The sequence below is a fragment of the Psychromonas sp. KJ10-2 genome (assembly GCF_047323255.1).
In the GTDB taxonomy this organism is placed as follows: Bacteria; Pseudomonadota; Gammaproteobacteria; order Enterobacterales; family Psychromonadaceae; genus Psychromonas.
The window spans coordinates 3,154,647-3,181,033 of the sequence record NZ_CP178827.1 but is presented as its reverse complement, the minus strand read 5'-3'; the positions used below and the strand labels follow the sequence as shown (position 1 = coordinate 3,181,033).

The following is a 26,387-nucleotide window of genomic DNA, read 5'->3' as shown; positions in this document are numbered from 1 at the left end:
TCAGTAATTATTGATAATTAACATAGTTAAGCGCTACCTATTATTAAGCAGGTAAAGCGATACCCTGTTCTTTCATACGGGCAATTTTGTAACGTAAAGGTGCGTGGACTAATCCCTAATAATTCAGCAACATCTTTACGTTTACCACGGCAAGTATGTAACGCATCTAGGATTATTTTCTGCTCTTGTTGCTTCAAACCTTGACCTAAACCATCATCATTCGCTATTGCATCACTATTGGTATTTTTTGGTTGCTCTATTGGGCTAGTATTTATAATTGTATCTGTACTGATCACTGCAGGTTGTAGAATATGTTCAAATTGTTGGTCTTCTAAAATCAAGGCTTCACATCCAATCACTTCACCCACAGATAAAATCAATGCACGTTGCATGACGTTATCCAACTCACGTACGTTACCTGGCCAAGTATAATTAACCAATAACTGTTCGGCTTGTGTGGATAAACTAGGAATCGCTAACGCTTGATCTGTTGCGTGATAAGCTAATAAGTGTGTTGCTAGAGGTAGAATATCCCCTTTGCGCTGCGCTAATGGTAACCATTGCAGTGGAAAAACATTCAAGCGATAATACAGATCCTCACGAAAGATACCGGCTTCAACTGCTTTTTTCAGATCTCGGTTACTGGTCGCTAATACTCGAATGTTTAATTTAATGGTTTTACGAGAGCCTAAACGTTCCACTTCTCGCTCTTGTAAAACACGTAATAACTTAACCTGTAACTCCAATGGCATTTCGGTAATTTCATCTAATAAAATCGTACCATTTTGTGCTTGCTCGAATTTACCAGGACAGGCTTGAATAGCCCCTGTGAAAGCGCCTTTTTCATAACCAAATAAGGTTGCTTCCAACATGTTTTCAGGAATAGCCCCACAATTAATAGCAATAAAAGGATTATCTTTACGTGCTGATTTGTCATGTAGATAACGCGATAAGACCTCTTTACCTGAACCACTTGGCCCGGTTATCATAACAGATGCATCGGTGGCAGCGACTTTTTCAGCCACACTTAATAGAGCAGCCGTTGAAGGATCACCAAACACAGGCGTACACGAAGGCACTTTATGCACAGGCGCATAACGACTCACTTGATTTAATAAAACTTCCGGAGAGAACGGCTTAGCTAAATAGTCTATAGCACCATCACGAATTGCTTTTACTGCGTCGTCAATGGTGGCGTAAGCAGTCATTAATAGTACTGGGGTTTCAGGGTATTTACTTTTGATATTTTGTAATAGCGTTAAACCGCTCATTCCTCCCATTTGGATATCACTGACCACTAAATCAAAGGTTGATTTCGTTAAAGCGATTAACGCAGACTCTGCACTGTCGACTTCTTGACAGTCATAACCTGCTAGCATAAGTGTGTCTATTAGCGCTTCACGTAAACCAGCATCGTCTTCAACAACTAATAATTTACCTTGAGATTGATTATGACTCATAGTTAAGCTCCTACTACTTTACTTAATTGCACACGGTGAAGTGGTAATACTAGGGTGAAGCAACTGCCCTTACCCACTTCTGATTTTACTTCTACTGTGCCTTTATGAGATTGCACTACACCTTGAACTACGGCTAACCCTAACCCGGTACCTTGCGACTTGGTGGTATAAAAGGCTTCCATCACTTTTGCTAAACGTTGTTTTTCAATACCTGGTCCATTGTCCATCACTGAAATTTCAATTTTGTCTTCACCACGCTGAATCGCACTAATATACAGTTGAGCACCTTTTCCTGTTGCTTCAACGGCATTAGAAATAAGGTTGGTCATGGCACTAGTTAGGGCATTTTTATTCGCAAGGATAAACAGGTCTGGATCAGGTAATTTACACTGCAGCTTGCCTGACACACTTAACATCATGGCATCACTGGCATTCTTAACCTCTTCTAACAGTGCTGCAACAGAGACCTCTTCAACTATTTTTTGCTCACCGCTACGTGCAAACAACAACATATCGTTGACCTGTGTTTCTAGGTCTTGCAAACGATTCATTAGCTTACCTTGAAAGCGTGAACGGGCTGCTTCATTAAGGGTTTTATTGGCTAAATTAGCACCGTATAACATAGCGGCAGATAAAGGTGTGCGTATTTGATGCGCTAATGAAGCCACCATTTTTCCTAATGAAGACAAACGCTTTAAGGTAGCAACATGCTCTTGCAATTGACGAGTATGTGTTAAGTCAGTGAGGAGAATAAGCTGACCAGGCTGACCTTCCAATGATGAGATAGAGAGCTGAATACGGCGACCATTTTTTAATGAAATTTCATGACCATCATCATTTTTAGGGCTAAATGAGCGTTTAATGATATCGCTCCAACGCATATTCTCTAATGGTTCACCCAATAGTTGTATCGCCACACGATTTGCTTGCTCAACAATCCCATTACCATCAATAACAATCAAACCAGAAGGCAATTCATTGTACAATTGATCCATATAGTTAGCTTGAGCACGAAGTTGCTCTAACTCTCCTACATAGCTTTCTGTTTGTAATGATGATGCTTGAGTCGATTCTGTTTTGGTCATGGCGACACCTAATAAATAAGTATAGATATCACTACTAAGCAGTTATTATGCCAAAAAATAAATAACCATGATTAACAACAAGATAAACTGTAATCGCCATAAAAATGACAGTTTAATTTTGATAAAATAAAGGATTTTAAAAACGAAAAACCGTGCTGATAGCACGGTTTTATAGGATAGAGAATATGGCTAAGAATCATCAACCTTCTTTATTTAAACCATACTTTTTCATTTTTTCTACTAAGGTTGTACGACGCATTGATAGCAACTCTGCGGCATGCGATACCACGCCATCTTGAGAGTCGATTGCTTGGCGGATCATCTCAATTTCAAACTCCACCAACTTATCTTTTAAATTCATTCCTTCTGCAGGCAGGTGACCTAAGAAACCTAAAGACTCATCTTCTATTTCACTTTCATCGGATAATATCGGTGTACCACCAAACATACCTGATAACGCATCACGCTCCATTAACTCTTCTTGCTCAATGCTATATTGTACCTGATCAACCGCTTCAGCTTGATTGTCTAAGTAGCGGTATTTTACTGGTAGCTCAGTAATATCAATAATCTTATTACTGTGTAAAATTAATAATCGCTCAAGTAAGTTAGACAATTCACGCACATTACCCAAGCCAACTATGTTGCATCAACGAATCTAATGCACGTTGAGTAAAACGTAACGTCGCTTTATGCTCCCTCTAGACGAGATAATAACTCTTGCAGCAGTAATGGAATATCTTCTTGGCGATCACGCAAGGCTGGTTTTTCAATTGGGAATACATTTAAACGATAGAATAAGTCTTCTCGGAAAGTCCCTTCAACAATCATCTCTTCTAAATTACGATGGGTGGCCGCTACCACACGAACATCTGCTTGAATTGACTTAGTACCACCTACTCGTTCAAAGGTACGCTCTTGAAGTACACGTAACAGTTTCACTTGCATCGGCATTGGCATATCACCAATTTCATCTAAGAATAGTGTGCCACCTTCAGCTAATTCAAAGCGACCTTTACGTGAAGAAAAAGCACCAGTAAAGGCTCCTTTCTCATGACCAAACAACTCACTTTCTAATAACTCAGCAGGAATTGCTCCACAGTTTACCGGTACAAAAGGACCTTTTTTACGATTAGATACTTGATGAATTGCACGAGCAACCACTTCCTTACCAGTACCCGATTCACCCAATACTAAAACATTAGCATTACTTTCAGCTACCTGTTCAACCAAATAGCGGATTTCTTGAATACGTTGCCCTTTACCCACCAAGGACGTAATTAAATACTTATTAGCCTTACTCAATTGGTGGTTTGGGTTTAAGAAGTTTTGACAATAATGCAGTAATTGGGTTAATTCTGAATAAATGATAGGTACACTAAGTACACCAATATGATTGCCATCAAGATCAGTGACATCACCAGAAAAACTAATAAAAGGTACCTTTGGAAATGCAGCTAATGCAGCACTTAGATGACTTGCTTGGTCACCATAAATAACAGCTAACGCGGGAGATTGCGTCAATTGCTGCTCAAGGTCTTCAAAATTTATTATTTGATAAGTTTCGCCGACAAATTGTAAAACAGTTTCTAATATCGCTGTTTGTTCCGCTGTGGTATCCACTAAATAAATTGAAGCGCGTTGCTGCATAATTAATATCCATAAAAATTAAACTACCTAATAGTGTAGAGTAATTTATTATTTTTGCATGTAAAATCGTCAAAAAGATGACAATGCCCGTAAAATGACACCTGAATATATTTTAATACTCTGTTATCAATAAAAAGTTATTATTTTAAGCCTAGTTACTACATAACAGGCATATATTTTGCTTATTCTATTCAATAAGTCGTAAATAGTCATAAAGCTGGCTACCCTAGTAGGTAAAAACTACAATAGTAAAAGACAGCAGTTCAATAATAAATCTATTACAGATAGACACTGGCTTTTAAATATTAGACATACATAAAACATCATAGATTAACTGTTTTTTAGCAAGGAAAGTAATATGCGTCGTTCGCTTCAACAATATAAAAACTCCAGTATGAATAACATTGAGCAGGCTGATCCTCATACCTTAGTCTCTTTAATTATGCAGCACATACAAGGGAACTTAGCAGGTGCTAAAGGGGCAATAGAGCGTAAAGAGATTGAAAATAGAAATACCATGTTAACCCGTGTAATTGGCTTAATCGGCGAATTACAAAATAGTTTGGATATGGAAAAAGGCGGAGAGATCTCAACCAATCTGTACGATTTATACGCGTATATGATCCGTCGAGTTAATCAGGCAACACGTCACAATGATGCAGAACCGTTGAGTGAAGTATTAAAATTAATCACTGAAATTAAATCGGGCTGGGATGGTATCCCATTAAATATACGCCAACAGTATAACCGTTAACCAATCGTTAAAAGGCTAACATGACAGATCTAGCAACAGGTATTCAAACCTTACTTGACTCTGAACAACAGCTTCATAAGTTATTGGATGAACAACAATACGAACAGTTTCTTCAACAACAGGAGATGTTTGGAAAGCAATTAAAGGCTTGCATCAGCAGCCTAACTGAGGCGCAATTAATCTCTGCTATTGCGCCACTTAATCAACTACAGGAGAGGCTTGATACTTTACAAAGTAGAGCGGAAAAAGTCGGCCAAGATTTAAAAGAACAAGCACTTATTTTGCAACGTAATAAGAAAAAAATTAACGCCTATAAGTAAACAAGCGCTTTTTAAAGACATAACTTTAGAAAGCTCATTACTTCTCTTTGGTATACCCAGGTAACGCATCAAGTGCCGATTTTAAATAGTCTTTCATCGAGTTGAGGTTAGAAACGGCGGTATCCATCGCATTAAACTGCGAATATAAACGCTCTTCTAGGTTTTCCATTCTAAAGGTTAAACTCTCTTTCTCTTCCTCTAGAGAGCCTATCTGTTTGTACAAAGAATCGAATTTCGTATCTATGGTAGAACCACTGACATCAATATCACCATCCGATGAACTAACATTACTATCGATAATCCCATCAAGCATACCGTTCAACATAGAGCTAATCCCTTGCGAATAGGATATTTTCCCTCTATCGCCTAACTCACCGCCTGTGATCACCGCTTTTAAACCTTTTGAATTGCCTTCAGTAGACTCTAAAAATTGACCACGACCTGTTGCCGCTATGCCATCAATTAAACCTGCTACGTTTTGCCCTGCAGTGCCACCTGCAACTGTTAACCCTAACTGTGAAGAGAAAAGCCAGGGTCTTCTATTTCAGTGATCGCCACGGTCGACCTTGAGCCATAAGCGTTGGAGACGATAGAAATGACGCCAGCATTTTCCAAAATACTCACGTTTAAGTCATTTTCAACAAAGTTAGGATCTGAGTTTATTTTTGATTGTAATTCTGTAGTAAACTCTTCAATACTTTCATAGGTTTTTGAAGTCAGTTCAATATCACCCGATAGATAACCATCTAAACGCATTTTAAAACTATCATTATCTTGATCGATACTAAATGGCACGGAAATAGCTGAGGTCCCACTTAACTCACCTTTGCTTGCCAGCTGCATCACAGTAATATCATAAGATCCAGGCACAGTGGATCTACCTTTGCTTTCATAATCAATCTCTGCGTCAGTAGCTCCACCTGAAGCGGTAAAGAAATCGGCAATACTTTGCATATCTGTAGCCATTATCTTATTCAGCTTTTCAGCATCAAGCGCTAAGGTACCATCACGATTAGTTAACATACCTAAATCAGCAAAACTGCGCACACTACCTTCAAGGTGTGAAATGTTAGTATTTAATATATTACGCATCTGCCCTTTAATATTACGGACTGTTGAATCACCACTTAAAATGCCATTACTTCGAACATCTGCACCGTAGGTACTTAAGGCATTCATCTGTTTAACGGTGCCATTATAATTTTCAACAAAGGCATAAATTTGCTCTTCAACTGTGCTCATATCAGGCACAATCGTTAATGATACTTTACTATTTGGCTCCGTCTCACCAGCTATATTAAGGGTCACACCTTCAATCACATTTTTAATATTATTACTTGGACGACTGATTTCGATACCATCCATGACCATTATCGCATTTTGTGCAACGGAAGTTTGCTCCATGCTCTTGTTGTCACTGGTAAAAGTAAAGGCAGATAAACCTACCGCATCATTATTAATACCATCATCATCTTCCACAGTGAGCTGCATGGCATTTTCTTCACCCGTTTCTTTATTAATCAACACTAAGCGGTAATTATTGCCGTCATTAATTAATGATGCAGAGACACTATAATCCCCTTCATTAATAGCATCTCGCATTTTATCTAGTGAGTTATTTTCAGAATCAATGGTAAGACTTTCAACGGGTTTATTAGGATTAATGGAGAATGTCCCGTCATCATTATACGTACCATAGCTAAAACTAATGGTACCTGTACCCACCTGTGAAGTCGCTTCCGAATAAGATTTATCAGGTGCTGAAGCGATGGTTTGTGCTTTGGCTTGCTGTTTAACTTCAAAACTCCAACTGCCTGTTTCAGCACCTATCCCAAGGGTTGTCGTTAGGATCGATTCATCACTGCTACTAGCACTCGTTGCAGAAAAAGTTGAGGAGCGAGATAGGTCTGAAAAAGAGTCTTGAAAATCGGATAGCGCACTGTTGATGGTGCCAAAAGCGGAGATTTTTTCAGTGGCTTCTGTGGTGTCAGCTAATATGGAGGCAGCTGCAGGATCTTTCTCTGCTGCAACAATGGCAGTCACGATATTATTAATATCAAGTCCTGACCCTAAGCCAGTTGATGTAATCGATGTCATTGCTGTTCCTTATTACTCTGTATGTTACTTTATATTAACCTGCTAACCTAAGTTGTAAGCAAAATATAAGCCATAATAGTCTTTAAATGCCCATAAAATACCGTGTTATATTAAACTTTATTATCATTTTTATTAAGTAATGGTCAGTAACACATTATTTGATTTGCAAAAAACAGATATTAAACCTTAGTATCAAATAAAATACCTGCTACATCATCCATTTTTTTACGTAACACAACTAACTCCTCAGAGGGAATTTGTCGAATCACTTCATCACTATCTGAATCTTTTACAATAATGACACTTTTTCCTAATTCATCATCTACTGAAAATGATAAGTTACGTTTCATATCATGCAAAAATTCATTCATCTCTTGTACTGTTTGCGTTATCTCTTCTGCACTTAATGAAACAGAAGTATCTGGTTCAGGAGTAAATTCTTTTTCTCCTCTAATATTTTGAGTTAAGCTATCCATTACCTGATTAACAGACGAAATTGGTTTATCTATATTGGATGTTTGATATCCCATTGTTGGGTTCACGCTATTGAGCTCTGACATAATCAACCTCTTTTATCGTATCAAATAAGCAATAAAGCCCCCTAATATATAGGAGGCTATTAAATCAATTACTTAGTAGCCATCCTAATGGATTAACCAAGTAGTGATAATACACTTTGAGCAGATGAGTTAGCTTGTGAAAGCATTGAAGTACCTGCTTGTTGTAGAATCTGCGCTTTACTCATATTAGATGTTTCTGAAGCAAAGTCAGCATCTTGGATACGAGAGTTAGATGCAGACAAGTTTTGAGAAACATTTTCTAAGTTAGAGATAGTTGAATCTAAACGGTTTTGAATCGCACCTAATCCAGCTCGTGAAGAACTGATTTTAGATAATGCATCATCCACTTTAGTGATCGTATTTGAAGCACTATTCATTGTCGATACATTAGTACCTAGGCTATCAATTACTTTACCACCCATTTCACTCTGCATACCTAAAGTTGTTAGTGCAGCAGTACGTCCAGCTTGTGTAGAAGCACTTGATGTTACTTCAATACCAACACCGTCGTCGGCAGAGAATTGGTAACCTGCAGCTGCTGTACCTGAAATAGTGACACCGGTTTGATCAGAGTAAGAGTTAATATGTGCAATTACATCCGCATCTGTAGCAAGTGTTGCAGGGCCAATATCAACTCCATTGATTTGTAATTTATCTGCTTCAGTGATGTTAGCTGTTGTTGCTACTCCACCAGTAATTGAATCAGCACCATTAGCGACAGTAAAACCAGCGTTAGCCGTTGCTGTACCAGTAACAGAGATAGCTCTATCATCAGCACTATCTAAAGCAATGTAACCCGTGTAAGTACCGTCAGTTACACCCGTTGAAGCTGCTTGACCACCACCCACGATGATATCTTCACCTGTGTCGTTAGTCATGATTAACTCACCTTTATCACCCAGTGAAGCGGTTACGCCAGCTACATCACGGTTGATTGTTTCAACTAAGCTATCCATTGAAGATGTCGCTCCAAGTGTCACTGCACTACCAGTACCTACTTGGATAGTCATACCATTAGTCACACCCGTTACTGTGGTACTTTCATCACTACCTTGAATAACGTTATAGGCACTTGCACTAACACCCGTTTCAGCTGTTTTAAGGTTAATTGCTTTAGCAATATCAGTTGCTGAACCACTTTCAGATGCTGGAATATCAACACCATTTACTAACATTTCACCAGCAGTACCAGTTGTAGCACCACTTACACGGCCACCGTTTAATTCACCTTTGTTTAAACCACCATTTAGACCAAGGTCATTGGTTGATACTGAATCGATAGAGAAACTTAATGTTTGACCTTCGTTAGCACCAATCTGTAATGTTGCAGAACCGCCAGAACCATCTAAAATTTTTCTACCATTGAACTCAGTCGTGGTAGCAATACGGTCAAGCTCATCATGTAGTTGATCAACTTCTTCTTGGATTGCCTGACGGTTAGATGATGAATTTGTATCATTGGCAGATTGCACTGATAGTTCACGCATACGTTGTAAGATGTTAGTCATCTCATCCATCGCACCCTCTGCAGTTTGCGCCATTGAGATACCGTCATTCGAGTTACGAACCGCTTGAGTTAAACCTTTAATTTGAGAATTCATTCCCGTTGAAATTGCTAAGCCAGCAGCGTCATCTTTTGCGCTGTTAATACGCAAACCAGAAGATAAACGTTCCATTGCTTGGTTTGATGCTGCTTGCGTTTTGCCTAATTGACGTTGTGCATTAAGCGACATTACATTTGTGTTTACTACTGATGCCATGATGAGCTCCTTGGTTTATATCTTTTTAAATTCATAATAATGAAGTTAGTTGTAATTGTTTGTCATAGTGTTTTATCGACCGCTTAAAAAATAACTTTAATGTTTTTCCTTGATTATCATTAATTACTTTCTGTTAACGGTTCCTTGTTAAAGCAGTCAATGTTCAGACTTAATTACTATATCGACCGAAGAAAAAAGATCTTTAGCACTTTTATCTAATTAATTTTCCCATAAAAAAAGGCGTTGAATCATTAGATCCAACGCCTTATATATAAGTTTAAAACTCTAACTAATTGAATTAAAAGTAAACTCGAACCACAGAAACAGCAACACAGCCAGGACGACGTGTTCCTTGGATCTCTACGGAGATCTCTTTTTCGATCTCAAGGCCACGTTTAATAGGAGAAACTTTAATTAAACGGCTATGCGCTCGAATCACTGAACCGGTTTTAACCGGATAGGGAAAGCGCACTTGATTCAATCCATAGTTAACCGTCATTTTTGCATTCGCATAAGCTGGACGCTCAGGGTCAACACTATCGGTTAAATAAGGTAATAACGACAAGGTTAAAAAACCATGGGCAATAGTAGTTTTAAAAGGAGAATCTACTTTTGCTCGCTCAACATCATTATGTAACCACTGGTGATCGCCAGTCACATTAGCAAATTGATCGACTTTATCCTGAGTAATAGTCAACCACTCACCAACATGTACCTCTTCCCCTATTTTTGATTGTAAGCATAAAAATAGTTCACGCGCTTCTGCTGAAACTTGTATTGGTTGTTGTGCAACTTGCACAGAACGTCCATTTTCTAAAACCGAATACTCTTTGATCCAAGCTAATAGGTGCGCTCTTTTATAATGAGTTGTTTTAAGAAATAACGCATAATAGTCACGAATTGCTGGTGACATCCATTGCTTAAAATCAAAAGCAAATTTTTGCATAAAATCTGCTTTGTACTTATTCATATCGATTTTTTTCATAAAGCTTAAGCTTCCTTAACGATTTTTATTATTTTAATGAATCGTTAATATCATGTAGTACAGCTACTGGGTTATCAGCTTGTGTAATAGGACGACCAATGACTAAGTAGTCAGAACCACTCTCGATCGCTTGTTTAGGTGTTTTAATACGACGCTGGTCACCTGCATCACTTCCTGCAGGACGAATGCCTGGTGTAACTAGTTTAAACTCTTTACCCAGTAGTGCTTTTAACTCTTCTGCCTCGTGCGATGAACATACCACACCATCTAAACCAGAAGACTTAGTCAATAGGGCTAAGCGTTTAACTTGCTCTGCCGGTGTTAGCTCAATACCTAATTCTATTAGGTCACTTTGATCCATACTAGTTAATACTGTCACAGCAATTAATAGCGGCGCTTTATCGCCATATGGTTCTAAGATCGCTTTTGCAGCTTCCATCATTCGGCGACCGCCACTGGCATGAACATTAACCATCCACACCCCTAAGTCCGCAGCTGCTTTTACTGCTTTAGCCACGGTATTTGGAATATCATGGAATTTTAGATCAAGAAATATATCAAACCCTTTAGCGACTAATAACTGCACAAATTCAGGACCAAAATGTGTGAACATCTCTTTGCCGATTTTTAAACGACAAGTGGTAGGATCTAACTGCTCTATAAAAGCAAGTGCTTGCGCTTTGTTATCATAATCTAAAGCAATAACAACTTTTGGGTCGACTAGTTGACTCATCTCTCTTCCTATCTGCGGGGTTAATTAACCTGATCATTCTTAAAAAATTTATTCGCCATCCAATCCTCTAATGGGTTTAATACGCCCCCAACTTTTACAGGATGGACACTGCCAAAATAACTTTTTAGTGGAGTAACCACATTTTTGACAGCGATATTGAGGCCTAAAAGTGATCTGCTCACTCACTAGTTTATGTAAAAATAGTAGGCTCTCTTTTTCATTATCCGATTGCGCTAAACTCAAATGATAGGTCATCAAGTGATTAAAACCTTTCATAGTTGGGTTGCGACGTAATTCTTGTAACATAAAGCTTTGTGCTTGCTCAATACTTTCAAATTCAGCGATCAATTTAGCCAACATAATAACCGCGCTAGCGCCTGCACCTAATTGAATAATACGTTTCAAATAGTGCATTAGATCTTGTTCAGTATTAGCTTGTTTGTGTAAGGTATATAACCTTTCTAAAATCACTTCAGTAAAGTCGATATCTAACTCAGGTACCTGCTCTAACATCTGTAGTGCTTTATCTAGCTGCTGATTTTTCTCATAGTAATCAGCCATCGCTAAACAAGCACGAATACACTTAGGAAAAGTCGTTAAAGCTTTTTGATATAACTTAATTGCTTGCTTTTGCTGCTCTGGTTTTTGCATCTGATCAGCCAGACTACAATATAAGTAAGATAATGTTCTTGGTTTAGCTTGCGACTTACCTACTTTATCCATTTGCTCAGTACAGTTAATCGCTTCTTGCCAATCTTTTAACTGTTGATAAATAAGTAATAAATTTTCTAATGCGACTTGTCTGTATTCTGGTGACTCTTTAAGTTGAATAAAGGTTTCTTCACTTCGATCAAATAAACCAGATTGATAAAAATCTTTACCCAGTTGCAACATCGCTAAATCACGTTGCTCAAGGGTTAAAGAGGGTCTTGCAATTAAGTTTTGGTGGATACGAATTGCGCGATCTACTTCGCCGTTTTGGCGAAATAAATTACCCAAAGCAAGGTGGGTTTCAATGGTTTCATCATCAACATCAAGCAAAGCAATAAAGTGATCAACCGCTTTATCCGGTTGTTCATTGAGTAGGAAGTTTAAGCCTTGCACATACTCCCTGCTTAGCTGATTACCCTTTTTTTGTTTCTTTTGATAAACGCTGCGCACACCCATGTACCAACCATAAAAGGCTGCTACCAGGAGTAGGAGGAAGAATATTTCTTGCACTAAGAATTAATCTTTTTCGATACGGTCGCGTAAATCATTTAACTCTCTACGCTGCTTTATATTCAATTTATTTAATTGACGGCATTTCATTTTTAACGCCAAGTGGAAATAGCTACCTAAACCCAGAGCAATAACAAAACCAAAGGAGAATATAATCGCTGCTAAGGTTGATAAGCGTAATTCATTTTGCGCAATAAGATAATTAAATGTAACAAGTTGTTGGTTTTGTAAACCCAACACAATCACAACAATAAAAAATATCACTGTGATTAATATAGTTAGAAATCTTTTCATACTGATACCCACACAAGAACAAGATGTACTGAGTGTATTATAAATCATTCAGGGAATAAATCATTGATATGCATCGTTTATGATTATCGACGCAGATAGTGATCAATTTAATACAGTTGGGCAATTAAAGCAGGTAATAATAGACAGGTAAAAAAATGGTGCCTTTCGGCACCATTTGTATATCTAGGTATTTAACGCATTAACACGTTCTCTCAACGCTTTACTCGGTTTAAAATGGGGAACATATTTACCACCCAGTTCAACCTTATCACCTGTTTTAGGATTACGGCCGATACGTGGGGCACGATAATGTAAAGAAAAACTGCCAAAACCTCGTACTTCAATTCTTTCGCCAGAAGCCAAAGAATTAGTCATCAGTGTCAACGTTTCTCTCACACTATCTTCAACTTCCTTAACCGACAATTGAAAGTGTTTGCTGGTTAGTCTTTCGATTAGATCAGACTTAGTCATAACTTACCTCGTATTATTTGAATACAAATTAAAACAGACTCCAGGTTAATGCTTTAAACGTGGCTGTTGCCAGCCACATTTAATTATTTACCTTTAGCAGCGTTAAACGCGTCTAGCATTGCATTACCCATGCTTGCTTCGTCTTGTTGCTTCAAGCTATCGATAGCATCTTTCTCATCTGCTTCATCTTTCGCTTTGATAGATAGGCTGATTACGCGGTTTTTACGATCAACACCTACGTATTTAGCTTCAACAGACTCACCAGCTTTTAATACTGTAGATGCATCTTCGATACGGTCACGTGAGATATCTGCAACACGGATGTAACCTTCAACGCCTTCAGTAAGAGTAACTGTAGCACCCTTAGCATCAACTTCAGAGATAGTACCAGTAACGATAGCACCTTTCTTGAATTCTGCTAGGTAGTTATTGAATGGGTCAGCAGCGATTTGCTTGATACCTAGAGAGATACGTTCGCGCTCTGGGTCAACTTGTAATACAACAGCTTCGATTTCGTCGCCTTTTTTGTAGTCAAGTACAGCTTTTTCGCCTTCAACTTCCCAACTGATGTCAGAAAGGTGAACTAGACCGTCGATGTTACCGTCAAGACCGATGAAGATACCGAAGTCAGTGATAGATTTAATCTTACCAGAAACTTTTTGTCCTTTATCGTGTGTTGAAGAGAACTCTTCCCACGGGTTAGCTTTACATTGCTTAAGACCTAGAGAGATACGACGACGTTCTTCATCGATATCTAGAACCATAACTTCAGCCATATCACCTAAGTTAACAACTTTAGATGGGTGGATGTTTTTATTAGTCCAATCCATTTCAGAAACGTGAACAAGACCTTCTACGCCTTCTTCAATTTCTACGAAACAACCGTAATCAGTTAAGTTTGTCACTTTACCAGTTAGACGAGTTGATTCTGGGTAACGCTTAGCGATTGCAACCCATGGATCTTCACCTAATTGCTTAAGACCTAGAGAAACACGAGTGCGCTCACGGTCAAACTTAAGGATTTTAACGTTGATTTCTTCACCAACAGTTACGATTTCACTTGGGTGCTTAACGCGTTTCCAAGCCATATCTGTGATATGTAATGGGCCGTCTACACCACCTAAGTCTACGAAAGCACCGTAGTCAGTTAGGTTCTTAACGATACCTTTAACTTCTTGACCTTCTTGTAGGTTCTCAAGAAGCTCATCACGTTCAACACTGTTTTCAGTTTCGATAACAGCACGACGAGATACAACAACGTTGTTGCGTTTTTGGTCTAGCTTGATCACTTTGAATTCAATATCTTTGTTTTCAAGGTGAGCAGTGTCACGTACTGGACGTACGTCAACTAATGAACCAGGTAGGAAAGCACGGATACCGTTTAGTTCAACAGTGAAACCACCTTTAACTTTACCGTTAATAACACCGATAACTGTTTCTTGGTCTTCGTACGCTTTCTCTAATTGGATCCCAAGCTTCGTGACGTTTAGCTTTTTCGCGAGAAAGTTTAGTTTCACCGAAACCGTCTTCTACAGCGTCTAACGCTACATCACAAACATCGCCAACTTCAACTTCAACTTCGCCAGCAGCGTTCTTGAACTCTTCAACTGGGATAGCAGCTTCAGATTTAAGACCTGCATCAACGAATACTAAGTTGTTGCTAATACGTACGATTGTACCTTTAACAATTGTACCTGGGCGAGTTTCTACTTGTTGAAGAGATTCTTCAAATAGTTCAGCAAAAGATTCCATCATCTATTTATTCACACTTATTTTATACAACCACATACAGTCCATTCGTATGGGAGGCAAGAAAGATTACCACTTCATCCGTGAAGCAGTTTTAGTACGCAACTGATTATTCAGTTGCAATTTTTAATTTTAGCGCCGTTAAGTTGAGTATTTGCTCAACCACTTCATCAATCGTTAATGAAGTCGAATCAATCACAAATGCATCATCGGCAGGTCGTAAGGGAGCAACAGCTCGGTTACGGTCGCGATAATCACGCTCTTTAATTTCGCTTAAAATTTGCGCGATGCTAACATTAAAACCCTTGTCTTGCAACTGGTTAAAACGGCGTTGCGCTCGTTCTTCGGCACTTGCATCAAGGAATATTTTTACTGGCGCATCTGGAAACACCACGGTTCCCATGTCTCTGCCGTCAGCAATTAAACCAGGTGCTTGTAAAAAAGCCTGTTGGCGAGCTAATAAAGCAGCTCGGACTTGTTCGATAGAAGCGACTTCTGAGGCAGCTTGTCCTACCACTTCGGTACGTAATTGATCGCCGATATTTTGATCACCTAATAATGTATCGACACCGCTACCATTAGAAACAAAAGAGACATCTAAGGTTAAGGCGAGTGCCGCTAATGCATCAGCGTTATTTAATGGGATCTGTTTTTTTAATGCTGCAAAAGCAAGGATGCGATACAAGGCTCCACTATCTAATAAATGCCATTTTAGTTTTTTGGCTAAAATGTGACACACAGTACCTTTCCCTGAGCCACTTGGACCATCGATAGTGATTAAATTTGAAACTGACATTACCGCCCAACCTTGTTTATTAACGAATGTATTTATTGACTATTTTTTACTGCTATTTTACTAATCTATCTCATCTAAAAAGTCACTTAAATCAGCTTGATCTTGAGCTTGTTGCTGCTCTGACTGCAGTTTCAAGCGGAAAAACTCATTACTGTCTTGATGCAATGCACTCTTTCTTGATTGAATAAATGCCTCTTTAACAAAGGTATATGAATCCAAAGATTGCTCTACTAAAGCTTCTTGCCCCAATACACTTGAGCGCGCATCCAAGCCATCAAAAAACCAGATAGTTGCCGTTTGCCACCAAGTGAAATAGGTTGTTGGAAAATACAAGTTATCCACAATTGTCCCCACTAAGATACGCGGTGAACTTGGCCCAGTGACTGGTACCATTAAATAGGGACCTTGTGGTACTGACCAGTTACCCAACACATTACTAAAGCTCTCTCTACGACGCTCTACGCCACCATATTTAGCGACATCAAATAACCCTAACACACCAAATGTAGAGTTAAATGCAAAACGGAAAAAGGCATCCGTTGCATGTTGAAACTCGAGCTGTAATAAGTTGTTCACTATGGTGGAAGGCTCTTCTAGATTTTGTACTGCATTATTGATCGCTTCACGCCCTGCTTTTGGTACCCAATCCACATAGCTTTGTGTTACAGGGCGATAGATGTAATCATCTAACACATAATAGTTAAAGTCCCATACTAAACGGTTAACTGGCTCAATGGGGTCACTCATATAAGTGTCTTTATTGCCCTGAACAGATTGAGCAAAAGCGTTGCTACCTAACATTAATAGGAGCGCTGGCAATAAATGTCGTCTAAACATATTGTTACATCCAAGTAATAAATTACAAATTAAGATTGTTGATTAATAATAATATTCACAGGTGCGGTATCCCCTGCGTTAATGATTTGACTTTCTCCAAACCATTGACCAGCTTGCTTACTCGCTGTGCCATCGATAGTGATACGCGCTTTGATAATAAATTGCGGATGGTCACTTAATTTACTGCCTTCGATCATAGCATCTGCATCAGACAAAATGACCTGTTTTGGAAAGTGATCAATATCCAGTTTAATAGCAGCAATAGGCATTGCAGAGCCATTCACCGCTTGTGCGTATATAAAAAGCTTACTATCAGGTGTGTATGATACCTGTTTTGCCAGTGTAATACTGACTTGATATTGTGCAGTTGCACTTACTGGGTTATTTTTTGTTTTTGCAGCGCTAATTGTTGTTGTGCGTAGGCAATACTATTACTCAATACTCGCGCTTGTTCACCACTACTATCATTCAATAAAGGTAACACGGTTTGCCAACGTTTAATGGCTGCTTCAAAGTCTTCCTGCTGTAAGGCGATAAGCCCATACAAAGACCACGCTTGATAGTTTTCAGGATTACGTTGCAAAAACGTTTCAGCGCTAATTCTGCAGTAGTCTTTTCATATTGGTCACCGATTTTCATTTTTAATTCAATCGACTCTAGGGCTACTTCAACATTGTCGGGGTCAAGGGCGAGTGCTTTATCCATTGCTGCAATCGCTATTTCTGCATCATTAAAAATAGTGCCAAGACGGCTGTATAACAGCCAGCCTTTTAAATCATCAGGTTGTTCAACAAGGTGAACACGTAATCCGGTCATCAGATCCTGTAGATCCTGTTGTTCTGGTTCAGGTGCATTTTCCTCAAATAACTTTTGATAAACATCAGGATAACGCTGCAATGTTTGTTGCCAATCGTTAACCTGTTGAAAAGAGCCTACAGACCAATATAAGGCTAAACTAGCGACGAGAAAAAAATTATTCCAGGTAACCACAGAATCTTATTATTATTATTTTTTAACTGAGGCTGTTCATCGATGTCATCCAATAAATTATATTGTAATTCAGCCACTATGCTTTGTTGATCAGAGACTACCCCTCGCGCTAAGTCAGCTTCAACCTCTTTTAAACGGATATCATATAAGTCATGGTTTAGTTGATTACGACGTCGTTGGTCAAGATGGCTTTTTCTGTTAGCGATAAAAGGTAATAGTATCAATATTGAAAACAGCAATAACATTAAGGCAATCGCAATAACAAGCTGAGTGATCATCGCTCTGAATCCCTATCATGTTGCGCTAATAATGAGGCTAATTTTTGTTTCTCCTGTGGGGCTAAAGCTTGCTTTTTACCTGTTTGAGTTTTCACCTGTTTCACTAAAATAAACACACCACCCATGACAAAAAGTAACGGGCCTAGCCAAAGAAAAATAGTCGCAGGTGTCAACGGAGGATCGTAGCGAACAAAGTTACCAAATCGAGTCACCATATAATCGACAACTTGCTCTTTGGTTTGCCCCTGCTTCACTAATTGATAGGCTTTATTACGAAGATCTTTTGCTAATTCAGCATTAGAGTCGGCAATATTCTGATTTTGACATTTAGGACAGCGTAATAACTTAGTTAACTCATAGAAAGTTTGCTCCTGTTGTGCATTATCAAATTCAAAGCTCTCAATAGCAGCTCGAGCTGGATAGCTGGTCAACGCAGTTATCGATATTATTAAACCAATGTAAAACGCCATATTACGAACAGCAATCATTGCATCTCCTCGTAAATAGCAGACAACTTATCATTCCACACTTGTTCATTGAGGTCGCCGACATGACGATAACGGATAATGCCTTGGCTATCAATGAAGAAGGTTTCAGGCGCGCCATACACTCCTAAATCTAATCCTAATAAACCGCTTTTATCAAATAAACTGATTTGATAAGGGTTATGCAATTCCTTCAACCAACGAATCGCTTTTTGGCGATCATCCTTATAATTCATACCTACAATATATAAACCTTGATTAGCGAGTTTATTCAAATAGGTATGCTCTGCGTAGCATGTTGGACACCAAGTCGCCCAAACATTAAGTAACATTTTCTGACCTTTGAAAATATCCGCATTGTATTGTTTATTCTGATTAAAAATATCCTGCAAAGTAAACTTAGGCACAGGTTGCCCAATTAATGCAGATTCTAATTTACTAGGATCACTGCCTTTTAATAAGGGCGTCGCTAAGAAGATAGCGCCAATAATAAAAATAACAAAAGGCACTAACAACATAAATATCCGACGTTTGTTAAGCATTTTGTTCTCCACTGTTATGCTTTGGTTCTATGATTGCTGGTTTTTTAGTGCGGTATCGTTTATCACAAATCATTAATAACCCCGCAAATGCCATAATTAATGGCCCTAACCAAATCCAACGAATAAAGGGTTTATAATAGATACGGACAGCCCAAGCACCATCAGGTAGTTGCTCCCCCATGGCGATATAAAGATCTCTAATAAAACCAGCATCAATGGCTGCTTCGGTCATCGGCATACGCTGCACCGTATAGATACGTTTCTCTGCATGCATCACAGCTACTTGTTGTTGGTCATGAGTGACTGAAAAAGTGCCTACCGTACCTACATAATTTTCTCCGTTAAGTGCATTAATTTGATCAAAGTGAAAGTCATAATGTTCAAATGTAATATGCTCACCAGTCGCTAGTTTTACATCTTTTTCAATGGAATAGTTTTGCGTCATGGTGATACCAATGATCATCACAGCTAACCCAAGATGCCCTAAGCTCATTGCCCAGTGACTATTGCCTAATTTAGTAATACCTGAAATAAAACGGTGACGATGAGTAGAGCGTAAATAAATTTCATACACCACACTCACTATGATCCAAAAACCTAAAAATGCCCCTAACATAGCTAACCAGGTTAACGCTGGCGCAAAGACAAAAAGAAAAATCAAACTCGAAGCTATGCTCAATAATAGAATGGCCAAGAGAGGTTTCACTAATTCACCTAACTTTTGACGCTTCCAGCGGAACAAAGAGCCTACCCCAAGAAATAACGCAAAGGGCACAATCAAAATGGCAAACATGCGATTAAAGAAAGGTTCTCCGATAGAGATGCTCCCTAGCCCAATTTCTTTGTGTACCAAAGGCAATAAGGTACCTAATAACACCACAATTAATGCCGCGATCAGAAAAATATTATTCAATAATAATAAACTCTCACGCGATGCTAATTCATAACGGCCACGACTTTTCACCTTAGATGCTTGTACCGCATACAAGAGTAATGCGCCACCAATCACCAAGATCAAGAAGCCAAGAATAAATAACCCCGAGTAGGATCACTTGCAAAGGCATGTACTGATACAAGCACTCCTGAACGTACAAGGAAAGTCCCTAATAAACTCAATGAGAATGCGCTTAACGCTAACAAGACCGTCCACGATTTAAAAACACCTCGCTTCTCACTCACTGCTAGAGAATGAATCAAGGCAGTTCCGGCTAACCAGGGCATAAAGGAGGCATTTTCAACGGGATCCCAAAACCACCAGCCACCCCAACCTAATTCGTAATAAGCCCACCAGCTGCCTAATGCAATACCTACAGTTAAGAACATCCAAGCTGCCATGGTCCAAGGGCGAGACCATTTCGCCCAAGCGCTATCTAAACGCCCTTCTAATAAAGCTGCAACGGCAAAAGCAAAGGCGACAGAAAAGCCCACATACCCCATATACAACATTGGCGGATGGATCACTAAACCAAAATCTTGCAGTAACGGATTTAAATCACGCCCATCAATTGGGAAGTAAGGTAGCGTTCGCTCAAAAGGATTAGAAGTCAGGATAACAAACAGATAGAAACCAAAAGCTAATAAACCTAACACCGCCAGTACACGCGCTATCGACTCAACAGGTAAGTTTTTACTCATTAATGCAACGGCAATACTCCAGGTTGCTAATAGAAAAACCCACAACAATAACGAGCCTTCATGCGCGCCCCAAACGGCAGATAATCGATAATACCAAGGTAAAGCAGAATTAGAGTTAGTGGCAATATAAGTCACACTAAAATCATTAATTAAAAACAAGTAAGCTAAAATAACAAAGGAGCTTGCCACTGCAATAAACTGTAAAATAGTGAACATTTTAGCACTGCGAATTGCACCTTGGTGACCAGTTTGCACACCATACAATGGATAAACCGTTTGTAATAACGACAATACACATGCCAATATTAAAGAGAATTGACCTATCTCAGGAAGCATCTATCTCGCCCTATGGTTCTGTAGTTAATGTTGGCATGCCTTTCACCGCATCAGCGACTTCAGGTGGCATATATTCTTCGTCATGCTTTGCTAGTACTTCAAAGGCTTCAATACTGTTGATGCTTTTTAAGGTGCCCTGCGCCACAATGCCCTGCCCCTCACGAAACAGATCCGGCAAAATACCATCAAAGAAAACAGTTACTTGTCCGGCTTTATTATCCACTAGATCAAAGCTGACTTTTAAATTATCAGGGTCACGTTTAACAGAGCCTGTTAATACCATGCCCCCAACACGTAAACGCTGACCAATCTCAGGTTTTACACCAGTTTCATTTTTGCCCTTTAGGATTTCATTAGGGGTATAAAATAGATCGATATTCTGCTGCAGTGCAAACAAGGTCAAGCCCATTGCCAACGATAAACCTAGGATCAAAGAGGAGGTAATCAATAAACGCTTTTTACGTCTAGGATTCATAAATTATGTTCTCTATTATTAGCCGCTTTAATACGTTTTTCACGTTGTAAACGTTGCGCCACTTGCTTAAATATTTTCTTTCTAGTCAATACGCTATGGCTAATTAAGGTGATCACACTGAGTAAAGAAACACCATAGGCTAGCCACACATAAAAGCTATAACCACCCATTGCAAGAAAGTCTGAAAAAGATGTAAACGCCATATTAACCTCGTTGCTTAGCTTGCACTAATTTAACCACCCAAGCTCGATGCTGCTCTCTTGTAACAACTCATTACGAAAACGATACAAGATCATAAACCCTAAGAAAGTGGCAAAACTAAAAATCATCATTAATAACGGAATGAGCATTTCAGTGGCAATAGAAGGTTGCTCAAATTTCGTGATGGTGGCACCTTGATGTAGTGTATTCCACCACACCACAGAGAAATGGATAATAGGTAAATTGATCACCCCGACTAAAGTCAAAATAGAGGCTGCTCTTCCTGCTAATACTTTATCGGAAAACGCATTATATAAGGCAATAATACCCATATAAACAAATAACAAAATGAGTTCAGAAGTTAATCTTGCATCCCAAACCCACCAAGCCCCCACATAGGCTTACCCCATGCGGCACCAGTAAATAAAGCAATAAAAGTATACACAGCACCAATTGGAGCCGTCGCTGCAACCGCCATTTCCGCTAAACGCAGTTGCCAAACTAACCCAACAAAAGCTGCAATAGCCATAGTTGAGTAAGCGGCCATCGCCATCATCGCAGCAGGAACATGGATATAGATAATACGAAAACTATCCCCTGTTGATAATCAGCAGGTGCAAAGGCTAATCCCCATACAATTCCAACTAGGAAGCTAGGAATAGTCAATATTAAAAACCAAGGCATCAATTTCCCAGCTAACGCATAACTGTGTTCAGCTTTTGCATAGGGTGTAACCACTTCCACATAATTAAATCTCTAATTTAAACATAGTTAACTGATACTCACACGTAAGGCTGCGGCAATAGCAAAAGGCGCTAAGGTGATTGCTCCTACTAACATAGCCGCTAACAGCAGCACAAAACCTAAATAATCTTGCCCCGAAGCAGCAGCTTCCACGGCCATTGTTGAAAAAATTAAAATAGGGATACTCAAGGGCAACATGATCAAACTTAACAATATGCCACCTTTACGCAAACCTACGGTTAATGCAACCCCAATAGCCCCTAATAGACTTAATATTGGTGTTCCAATGAGTAGTGTCAGAGAAAGTGCATAAAAAGCATCTATTTGTAATGATAAAAAAATCGCCAACAAGGGACTGATAATTAAAATAGGCAAGCTAGTTAACAACCAATGCGCTAATACCTTTGCACTCACTAACCAAGCTAATGGATAAGGAGAAAGCATCATTTGCTCTAAAGACCCGTCAATATAATCATCTTTAAATAAACGTTCAAAAGAGAGTAACGCAGCCAATAAAGCAGCAACCCAAATAACGCCTGGTGCAATGCGTGATAATAAAGTGGGATCTGTACCTAACCCTAATGGAAATAACGTCACCACAATAATAAAAAACCAAATTGGATTTAAAATCGCACTTTGGTGACGAAATGCAGCCAGCAAATCTTGGCGTACAACCTGTATAAAAACATTAAACATAATGTTCCTCTACCGTCGCTTTAGTTAAAAATAGCTTTTTATAGTTGGCTTCAGGTATCGATAAAGCTTGGTGCGTTGTTAACACCACTATTCCACCTTGCTGTGCATGTTTGATTAAACATGTTTCTAACGACTTAATCGCCTCTTTATCAAGGGAAGTAAAAGGTTCATCTAGGATCCACAATTTACACTCAGTGAAATACATTCTCGCTAATGCAATGCGGCGTTGTTGTCCTGCTGAAAGCTGTGCTGCTGGAATATCCTCATAACCCACTAACCCAACCTTAAGTAACACATCATACAGATCAACATCAGTTTGACTTGAATATAAACGTTGAAAGCCCTGACAGTTTTCTAAGGCGGTTAACTCTGCTTTCACACCTGATTTATGCCCTAGGTAAAGGAGATCCTGATAATAAGTTTCTCGTTGCGCAGTTATTTTTTGTTGCTGCCAATAAACGTCGCCCGAATAAGCAGAAGACAACCCTGTTACCAAAGCTAATAAACTACTTTTACCCACGCCGTTAGGCCCTTCAATATGAAGGATCTCGCCTGGTTTAACGATTAAGTTTAATTGCTTGAACAAAACACGCTGTTCACGAACACAAGTTAAATCTTTGCACTCCAGCATTGTTTTTACCCTTATTAACAGACCTAGAAAATAGTGGCGGATCCTACCATAGAAAACAACGATGAGTAACTATCAGGAAATCGGTAATGCCATCAATAATGGCATTAAGAGAGGGTTTAAGATTAAGTAAAGTGAAAGTATTAACTGACTCTGATGCTACAGAGTAACCACCCATCTATACACGCTATAAACACTACCTTAAGCAGTGATTATTTACGATGTAAGTTAAGCAGTAACTCCGCTTCTGCCCGAGGTAACTCACATTCCAACATCAGCTCTTCAATACTAGCACCCAATTCCACCATTTTCGTAGCACGAGTGTACAGACGATTTTCAGGGGCTGAGGCCACTAAATCCACTTGATGTTCTTGGATCTTATTCACAGTGCGATCCAGTTGTTGTAGCTTCTTACCTAAACCAATCGCCCCAGAGTGAACTTCAGTAAACTGCTTTTATTACTCTCTTGTTGCGCTAATAAAGATTTAACTAATATTTCAAGACTACGGTTCTTTTTAGCCACTTTTTTAAATAAAAAAAACGTTGTAGCAAAACTCGCAATGGCTAACAAAAGCGCTAGCCAAGGAATATATTGTATTAACATAGACACCTAATTTAGGTCGTGATCATTTACAGCAAATGTAACTCATCCCATTCGTCATCAGTCAGTAATTTATTAAGATCCACTAAAATTAATAAACCGCTATCACGATTACAGACACCTTGAATGAATTGTGAACTTTCTTCCGTACCCACGTGAGGCGCAGCTTCGATCTCTGATTTTTTCAAATAAACCACTTCAGCAACACTATCTACTAAAATACCAATTACTTGCTTTTCAGCTTCAATAATCACAATACGTGTACTATCTGTAATATCAGCAGGCATTAATCCAAAACGTGTACGTGTATCAATAACAGTGACAACGTTACCACGTAAGTTAATAATTCCTAACACATATTGTGGCGCACCGAGTACAGCTGCAATTTCAGTATAACGCAGTATCTCTTGTACCTGCATTACATTAATGCCGTAAGTTTCATTATCTAATAGAAACGTAACACGTTGTAAGATTTCATCATTAGACGCTTTGTCTGACAAACTAGATTCTCTATTCATTTTTATCTCTACTTATCTTATTGATTAATTAAATTCAGCTTAATTTAGCTGCGAATGTCCATTCCCTGACTTAATAACTTCACTAACTCTTCTGCATGAATTAAAGCACACATTTTTTGCTTCACCATACCCGCTAGCCAAGGGCGTGATCCTTTTTTATCACGCCATCTAATTTGATCCTTGTTGAGAGACTCTGTACCAAGCAACTTTTCACAGGATAATCCCCAAGCCGTACTGCCTAATAAAATAAAGTGCGTATATTGAAGATCCTGTGCATTTTTACCTAGCTGCAACCAAGTAGCCGTATCCACAATATTGTATAACCGCTCGTTATGGCTCATTACACCACGGAACCAAGCAGGTTTGCCCATTAAGAAGTTCAGTGAATCGTTAAGCTGATAAATCCCGCCCAAATCGGTTAAAGGAATTGCAAAAGTAACCTGATTTAACTCAAAAAACAGAACTTGAAAATTATCTTCAACCTGTAAGTTCTGCCACTCTTCCTGTTCTGCTTGTTGATTTTGTTGCGTTGCCTTTTCTACCGCTACATCGGTCTCCGAAAACACTAAATTTTTCGGCAAGGTTGAGATATCAACATGAGCAGGCTCAGCAAATTCTGTTTCTTTGCTTACAGGTACTTCAGCTGTTTGATCATCTCGAAGCATCGAGTCAAAATAATTTTTCATTGCTTCATTGTTGTTATTCTTCATCTAATTCTGCTCAGTTTGTAACAAATAATTTAACAAGGTTTCGTAGGCAAATGCGCCTCTACACTTTTTCATATAATGTGAGATAGGCAAATGCGCTAAACTCGCATCCCTAAATTTAGTATCGATTGGGATAACTCCTTTCCATACTTTGCCTTGATAGGTTGTTTGTAAATCATTTAATGTATTAATTGACGCTCTAGTGCGTTTATCAAACATAGTAGGAATAATGCAATAGTTAAAGTCATCACCCCGAGAATATTGCATAATCCCCAGTGTTTGCACCATTCTTTGCAAACCTTTCGAGGCTAAAAATTCAGTTTGTACTGGAATAAGAATACGCTCACATGCCGCTAACGCATTCACCATCATGACTCCTAATACTGGTGGGCAATCTATTAATACAAAATCATAATCGTCTTCCACTAACTTTAATTGTTTCTTGAGAAACAACCCCATCCCTTCTTGATTACCTAACACTCTGTCTAATGTCGCCAAGGACATAGAAGCAGGGATCAAAGATAAATTATCAACCTCTGTGGGTAATATCAATTGCAACAACCCCGAACGAGTCGTCGCTGGATCTTGAAATAAATCATATAGACTGACAGGTAACTGGTCCGAATCATATTCTAAGTAACTGGTTAAAGAGGCATGTGGGTCAGTATCAATGACCAACACACGGTAACCTCGATCAATGAGCAGACCCGCCAGCGAAATCACTGTTGTGGTTTTACCTACACCACCTTTTTGATTTGAAATAGTCCAAATTTTCACCG

28 protein-coding genes and 5 pseudogenes are annotated in these 26,387 nt (G+C 38.9%); 2 read left to right on the top strand and 31 right to left on the bottom strand.

All coding sequences use genetic code 11. The features are described 5' to 3' along the window. Window positions 1–43 precede the first annotated feature (43 nt). From ACLKL2_RS15555 to ACLKL2_RS15545, 3 genes and pseudogenes are all read right to left on the bottom strand, one after another. Window positions 44–1,460: pseudogene (locus ACLKL2_RS15555) on the bottom strand (sigma-54-dependent transcriptional regulator). A 2-nt stretch (window positions 1,461–1,462) separates the two neighbouring features. Continuing rightward, window positions 1,463–2,545 (bottom strand): sensor histidine kinase, encoded by a 1,083-nt coding sequence (locus ACLKL2_RS15550; protein WP_413692410.1) that lies wholly within the window; start codon window positions 2,543–2,545, stop codon window positions 1,463–1,465. A gap of 199 nt (window positions 2,546–2,744) precedes the next feature. Beyond that, window positions 2,745–4,195 (bottom strand): annotated as a pseudogene (locus tag ACLKL2_RS15545) (sigma-54 dependent transcriptional regulator). Window positions 4,196–4,553: 358 nt separating this feature from the next. On the opposite strand from ACLKL2_RS15545, the gene fliS reads away from it, so the two are divergent. Further along, window positions 4,554–4,949 (top strand): flagellar export chaperone FliS, encoded by a 396-nt coding sequence (gene fliS, locus ACLKL2_RS15540; RefSeq protein WP_413692409.1) that lies wholly within the window; start codon window positions 4,554–4,556, stop codon window positions 4,947–4,949. A gap of 20 nt (window positions 4,950–4,969) precedes the next feature. Continuing rightward, a complete protein-coding gene (locus tag ACLKL2_RS15535; protein WP_413692408.1) occupies window positions 4,970–5,269 on the top strand; it encodes a hypothetical protein in 300 nt (99 codons plus the stop codon). 37 nt (window positions 5,270–5,306) lie between these two features. On the opposite strand, the gene fliD (ACLKL2_RS15530) is transcribed toward ACLKL2_RS15535, so the two are convergent. From fliD (ACLKL2_RS15530) to ACLKL2_RS15395, 28 genes and pseudogenes are all read right to left on the bottom strand, one after another. Continuing rightward, window positions 5,307–5,657 (bottom strand): flagellar filament capping protein FliD, encoded by a 351-nt coding sequence (gene fliD, locus ACLKL2_RS15530; RefSeq protein WP_413692407.1) that lies wholly within the window; start codon window positions 5,655–5,657, stop codon window positions 5,307–5,309. Between the two features lie 122 nt (window positions 5,658–5,779). Next, entirely contained in the window at window positions 5,780–7,366 is a 1,587-nt protein-coding gene (fliD, locus tag ACLKL2_RS15525) for a flagellar filament capping protein FliD (protein WP_413692406.1), read from the bottom strand. A 179-nt stretch (window positions 7,367–7,545) separates the two neighbouring features. Beyond that, a complete protein-coding gene (locus ACLKL2_RS15520) occupies window positions 7,546–7,926 on the bottom strand; it encodes a flagellar protein FlaG (RefSeq protein ID WP_413692405.1) in 381 nt (126 codons plus the stop codon). A gap of 92 nt (window positions 7,927–8,018) precedes the next feature. Then, window positions 8,019–9,686, bottom strand: coding sequence for a flagellin (locus ACLKL2_RS15515; protein WP_113817969.1), 1,668 nt, complete (start codon window positions 9,684–9,686; stop codon window positions 8,019–8,021). Window positions 9,687–9,984: 298 nt separating this feature from the next. Beyond that, a complete protein-coding gene (locus ACLKL2_RS15510) occupies window positions 9,985–10,671 on the bottom strand; it encodes a MaoC family dehydratase (protein ID WP_413692404.1) in 687 nt (228 codons plus the stop codon). A gap of 28 nt (window positions 10,672–10,699) precedes the next feature. Then, window positions 10,700–11,404: an orotidine-5'-phosphate decarboxylase gene (gene pyrF / locus ACLKL2_RS15505; RefSeq protein WP_113817971.1), complete on the bottom strand. Its 705-nt coding sequence runs from the start codon at window positions 11,402–11,404 to the stop codon at window positions 10,700–10,702. A gap of 48 nt (window positions 11,405–11,452) precedes the next feature. Beyond that, complete coding sequence (gene lapB / locus ACLKL2_RS15500) at window positions 11,453–12,625, bottom strand: lipopolysaccharide assembly protein LapB (RefSeq protein WP_413692403.1); 1,173 nt, start codon at window positions 12,623–12,625, stop codon at window positions 11,453–11,455. 6 nt (window positions 12,626–12,631) lie between these two features. Then, window positions 12,632–12,919 (bottom strand): LapA family protein, encoded by a 288-nt coding sequence (locus ACLKL2_RS15495; protein WP_113817973.1) that lies wholly within the window; start codon window positions 12,917–12,919, stop codon window positions 12,632–12,634. A 183-nt stretch (window positions 12,920–13,102) separates the two neighbouring features. Then, the gene (gene ihfB / locus ACLKL2_RS15490; protein WP_413692402.1) at window positions 13,103–13,390 is read right to left on the bottom strand and encodes an integration host factor subunit beta; all 288 of its coding nucleotides are present in this window, start codon (window positions 13,388–13,390) and stop codon (window positions 13,103–13,105) included. 83 nt (window positions 13,391–13,473) lie between these two features. After that, a pseudogene (rpsA, locus tag ACLKL2_RS15485) lies at window positions 13,474–15,145 on the bottom strand (30S ribosomal protein S1). Window positions 15,146–15,248: 103 nt separating this feature from the next. Then, window positions 15,249–15,935, bottom strand: a complete 687-nt coding sequence (gene cmk / locus ACLKL2_RS15480; protein ID WP_413692401.1) for a (d)CMP kinase — start codon at window positions 15,933–15,935, stop codon at window positions 15,249–15,251. Between the two features lie 60 nt (window positions 15,936–15,995). Continuing rightward, window positions 15,996–16,772, bottom strand: a complete 777-nt coding sequence (locus tag ACLKL2_RS15475; RefSeq protein WP_113817977.1) for an MlaA family lipoprotein — start codon at window positions 16,770–16,772, stop codon at window positions 15,996–15,998. Window positions 16,773–16,801: 29 nt separating this feature from the next. Then, on the bottom strand, window positions 16,802–17,119 hold the full coding sequence (locus tag ACLKL2_RS15470; RefSeq protein WP_425475323.1) for a c-type cytochrome biogenesis protein CcmI/CycH: 318 nt from the start codon (window positions 17,117–17,119) through the stop codon (window positions 16,802–16,804). A gap of 121 nt (window positions 17,120–17,240) precedes the next feature. Continuing rightward, complete coding sequence (locus ACLKL2_RS15465) at window positions 17,241–17,762, bottom strand: tetratricopeptide repeat protein (RefSeq protein ID WP_413692399.1); 522 nt, start codon at window positions 17,760–17,762, stop codon at window positions 17,241–17,243. Continuing rightward, on the bottom strand, window positions 17,723–18,040 hold the full coding sequence (gene ccmI / locus ACLKL2_RS15460) for a c-type cytochrome biogenesis protein CcmI (RefSeq protein WP_413692398.1): 318 nt from the start codon (window positions 18,038–18,040) through the stop codon (window positions 17,723–17,725). Before ccmI ends, ACLKL2_RS15465 begins: the two co-directional genes overlap by 40 nt. Next, a complete protein-coding gene (locus ACLKL2_RS15455; RefSeq protein WP_413692397.1) occupies window positions 18,037–18,528 on the bottom strand; it encodes a cytochrome c-type biogenesis protein in 492 nt (163 codons plus the stop codon). Before ACLKL2_RS15455 ends, ccmI begins: the two co-directional genes overlap by 4 nt. Continuing rightward, a complete protein-coding gene (locus ACLKL2_RS15450) occupies window positions 18,525–19,067 on the bottom strand; it encodes a DsbE family thiol:disulfide interchange protein (RefSeq protein ID WP_413692396.1) in 543 nt (180 codons plus the stop codon). The genes ACLKL2_RS15455 and ACLKL2_RS15450 overlap by 4 nt, the downstream gene beginning before the upstream one ends. Beyond that, window positions 19,060–21,038 (bottom strand): annotated as a pseudogene (locus tag ACLKL2_RS15445) (heme lyase CcmF/NrfE family subunit). Before ACLKL2_RS15445 ends, ACLKL2_RS15450 begins: the two are co-directional and overlap by 8 nt. A 10-nt stretch (window positions 21,039–21,048) precedes the next feature. After that, entirely contained in the window at window positions 21,049–21,513 is a 465-nt protein-coding gene (gene ccmE / locus ACLKL2_RS15440) for a cytochrome c maturation protein CcmE (protein WP_413692395.1), read from the bottom strand. Further along, the gene (ccmD, locus tag ACLKL2_RS15435) at window positions 21,510–21,716 is read right to left on the bottom strand and encodes a heme exporter protein CcmD (protein ID WP_113817982.1); all 207 of its coding nucleotides are present in this window, start codon (window positions 21,714–21,716) and stop codon (window positions 21,510–21,512) included. The genes ccmE and ccmD overlap by 4 nt, the downstream gene beginning before the upstream one ends. Window position 21,717: 1 nt before the next feature. Then, a pseudogene (locus tag ACLKL2_RS15430) lies at window positions 21,718–22,460 on the bottom strand (heme ABC transporter permease). A gap of 25 nt (window positions 22,461–22,485) precedes the next feature. Continuing rightward, entirely contained in the window at window positions 22,486–23,154 is a 669-nt protein-coding gene (ccmB, locus tag ACLKL2_RS15425) for a heme exporter protein CcmB (protein WP_113817984.1), read from the bottom strand. After that, complete coding sequence (ccmA, locus tag ACLKL2_RS15420; protein WP_413692394.1) at window positions 23,147–23,785, bottom strand: cytochrome c biogenesis heme-transporting ATPase CcmA; 639 nt, start codon at window positions 23,783–23,785, stop codon at window positions 23,147–23,149. The genes ccmB and ccmA overlap by 8 nt, the downstream gene beginning before the upstream one ends. A gap of 209 nt (window positions 23,786–23,994) precedes the next feature. Next, window positions 23,995–24,168 carry a DUF2802 domain-containing protein gene (locus ACLKL2_RS15415; protein WP_413692393.1) on the bottom strand — a complete coding sequence of 58 codons (174 nt, stop codon included), beginning with the start codon at window positions 24,166–24,168 and terminating at the stop codon, window positions 23,995–23,997. Between the two features lie 29 nt (window positions 24,169–24,197). Beyond that, window positions 24,198–24,386, bottom strand: coding sequence for a hypothetical protein (locus tag ACLKL2_RS15410; RefSeq protein WP_413692392.1), 189 nt, complete (start codon window positions 24,384–24,386; stop codon window positions 24,198–24,200). A 26-nt stretch (window positions 24,387–24,412) separates the two neighbouring features. After that, window positions 24,413–24,901 (bottom strand): chemotaxis protein CheW, encoded by a 489-nt coding sequence (locus ACLKL2_RS15405; RefSeq protein ID WP_413692391.1) that lies wholly within the window; start codon window positions 24,899–24,901, stop codon window positions 24,413–24,415. Window positions 24,902–24,945: 44 nt separating this feature from the next. Further along, window positions 24,946–25,611 carry a chemotaxis protein CheW gene (locus tag ACLKL2_RS15400; protein ID WP_413692390.1) on the bottom strand — a complete coding sequence of 222 codons (666 nt, stop codon included), beginning with the start codon at window positions 25,609–25,611 and terminating at the stop codon, window positions 24,946–24,948. Next, window positions 25,612–26,385 carry a ParA family protein gene (locus tag ACLKL2_RS15395; protein ID WP_113817989.1) on the bottom strand — a complete coding sequence of 258 codons (774 nt, stop codon included), beginning with the start codon at window positions 26,383–26,385 and terminating at the stop codon, window positions 25,612–25,614. It lies immediately after the preceding gene. Window positions 26,386–26,387: the final 2 nt, after the last annotated feature.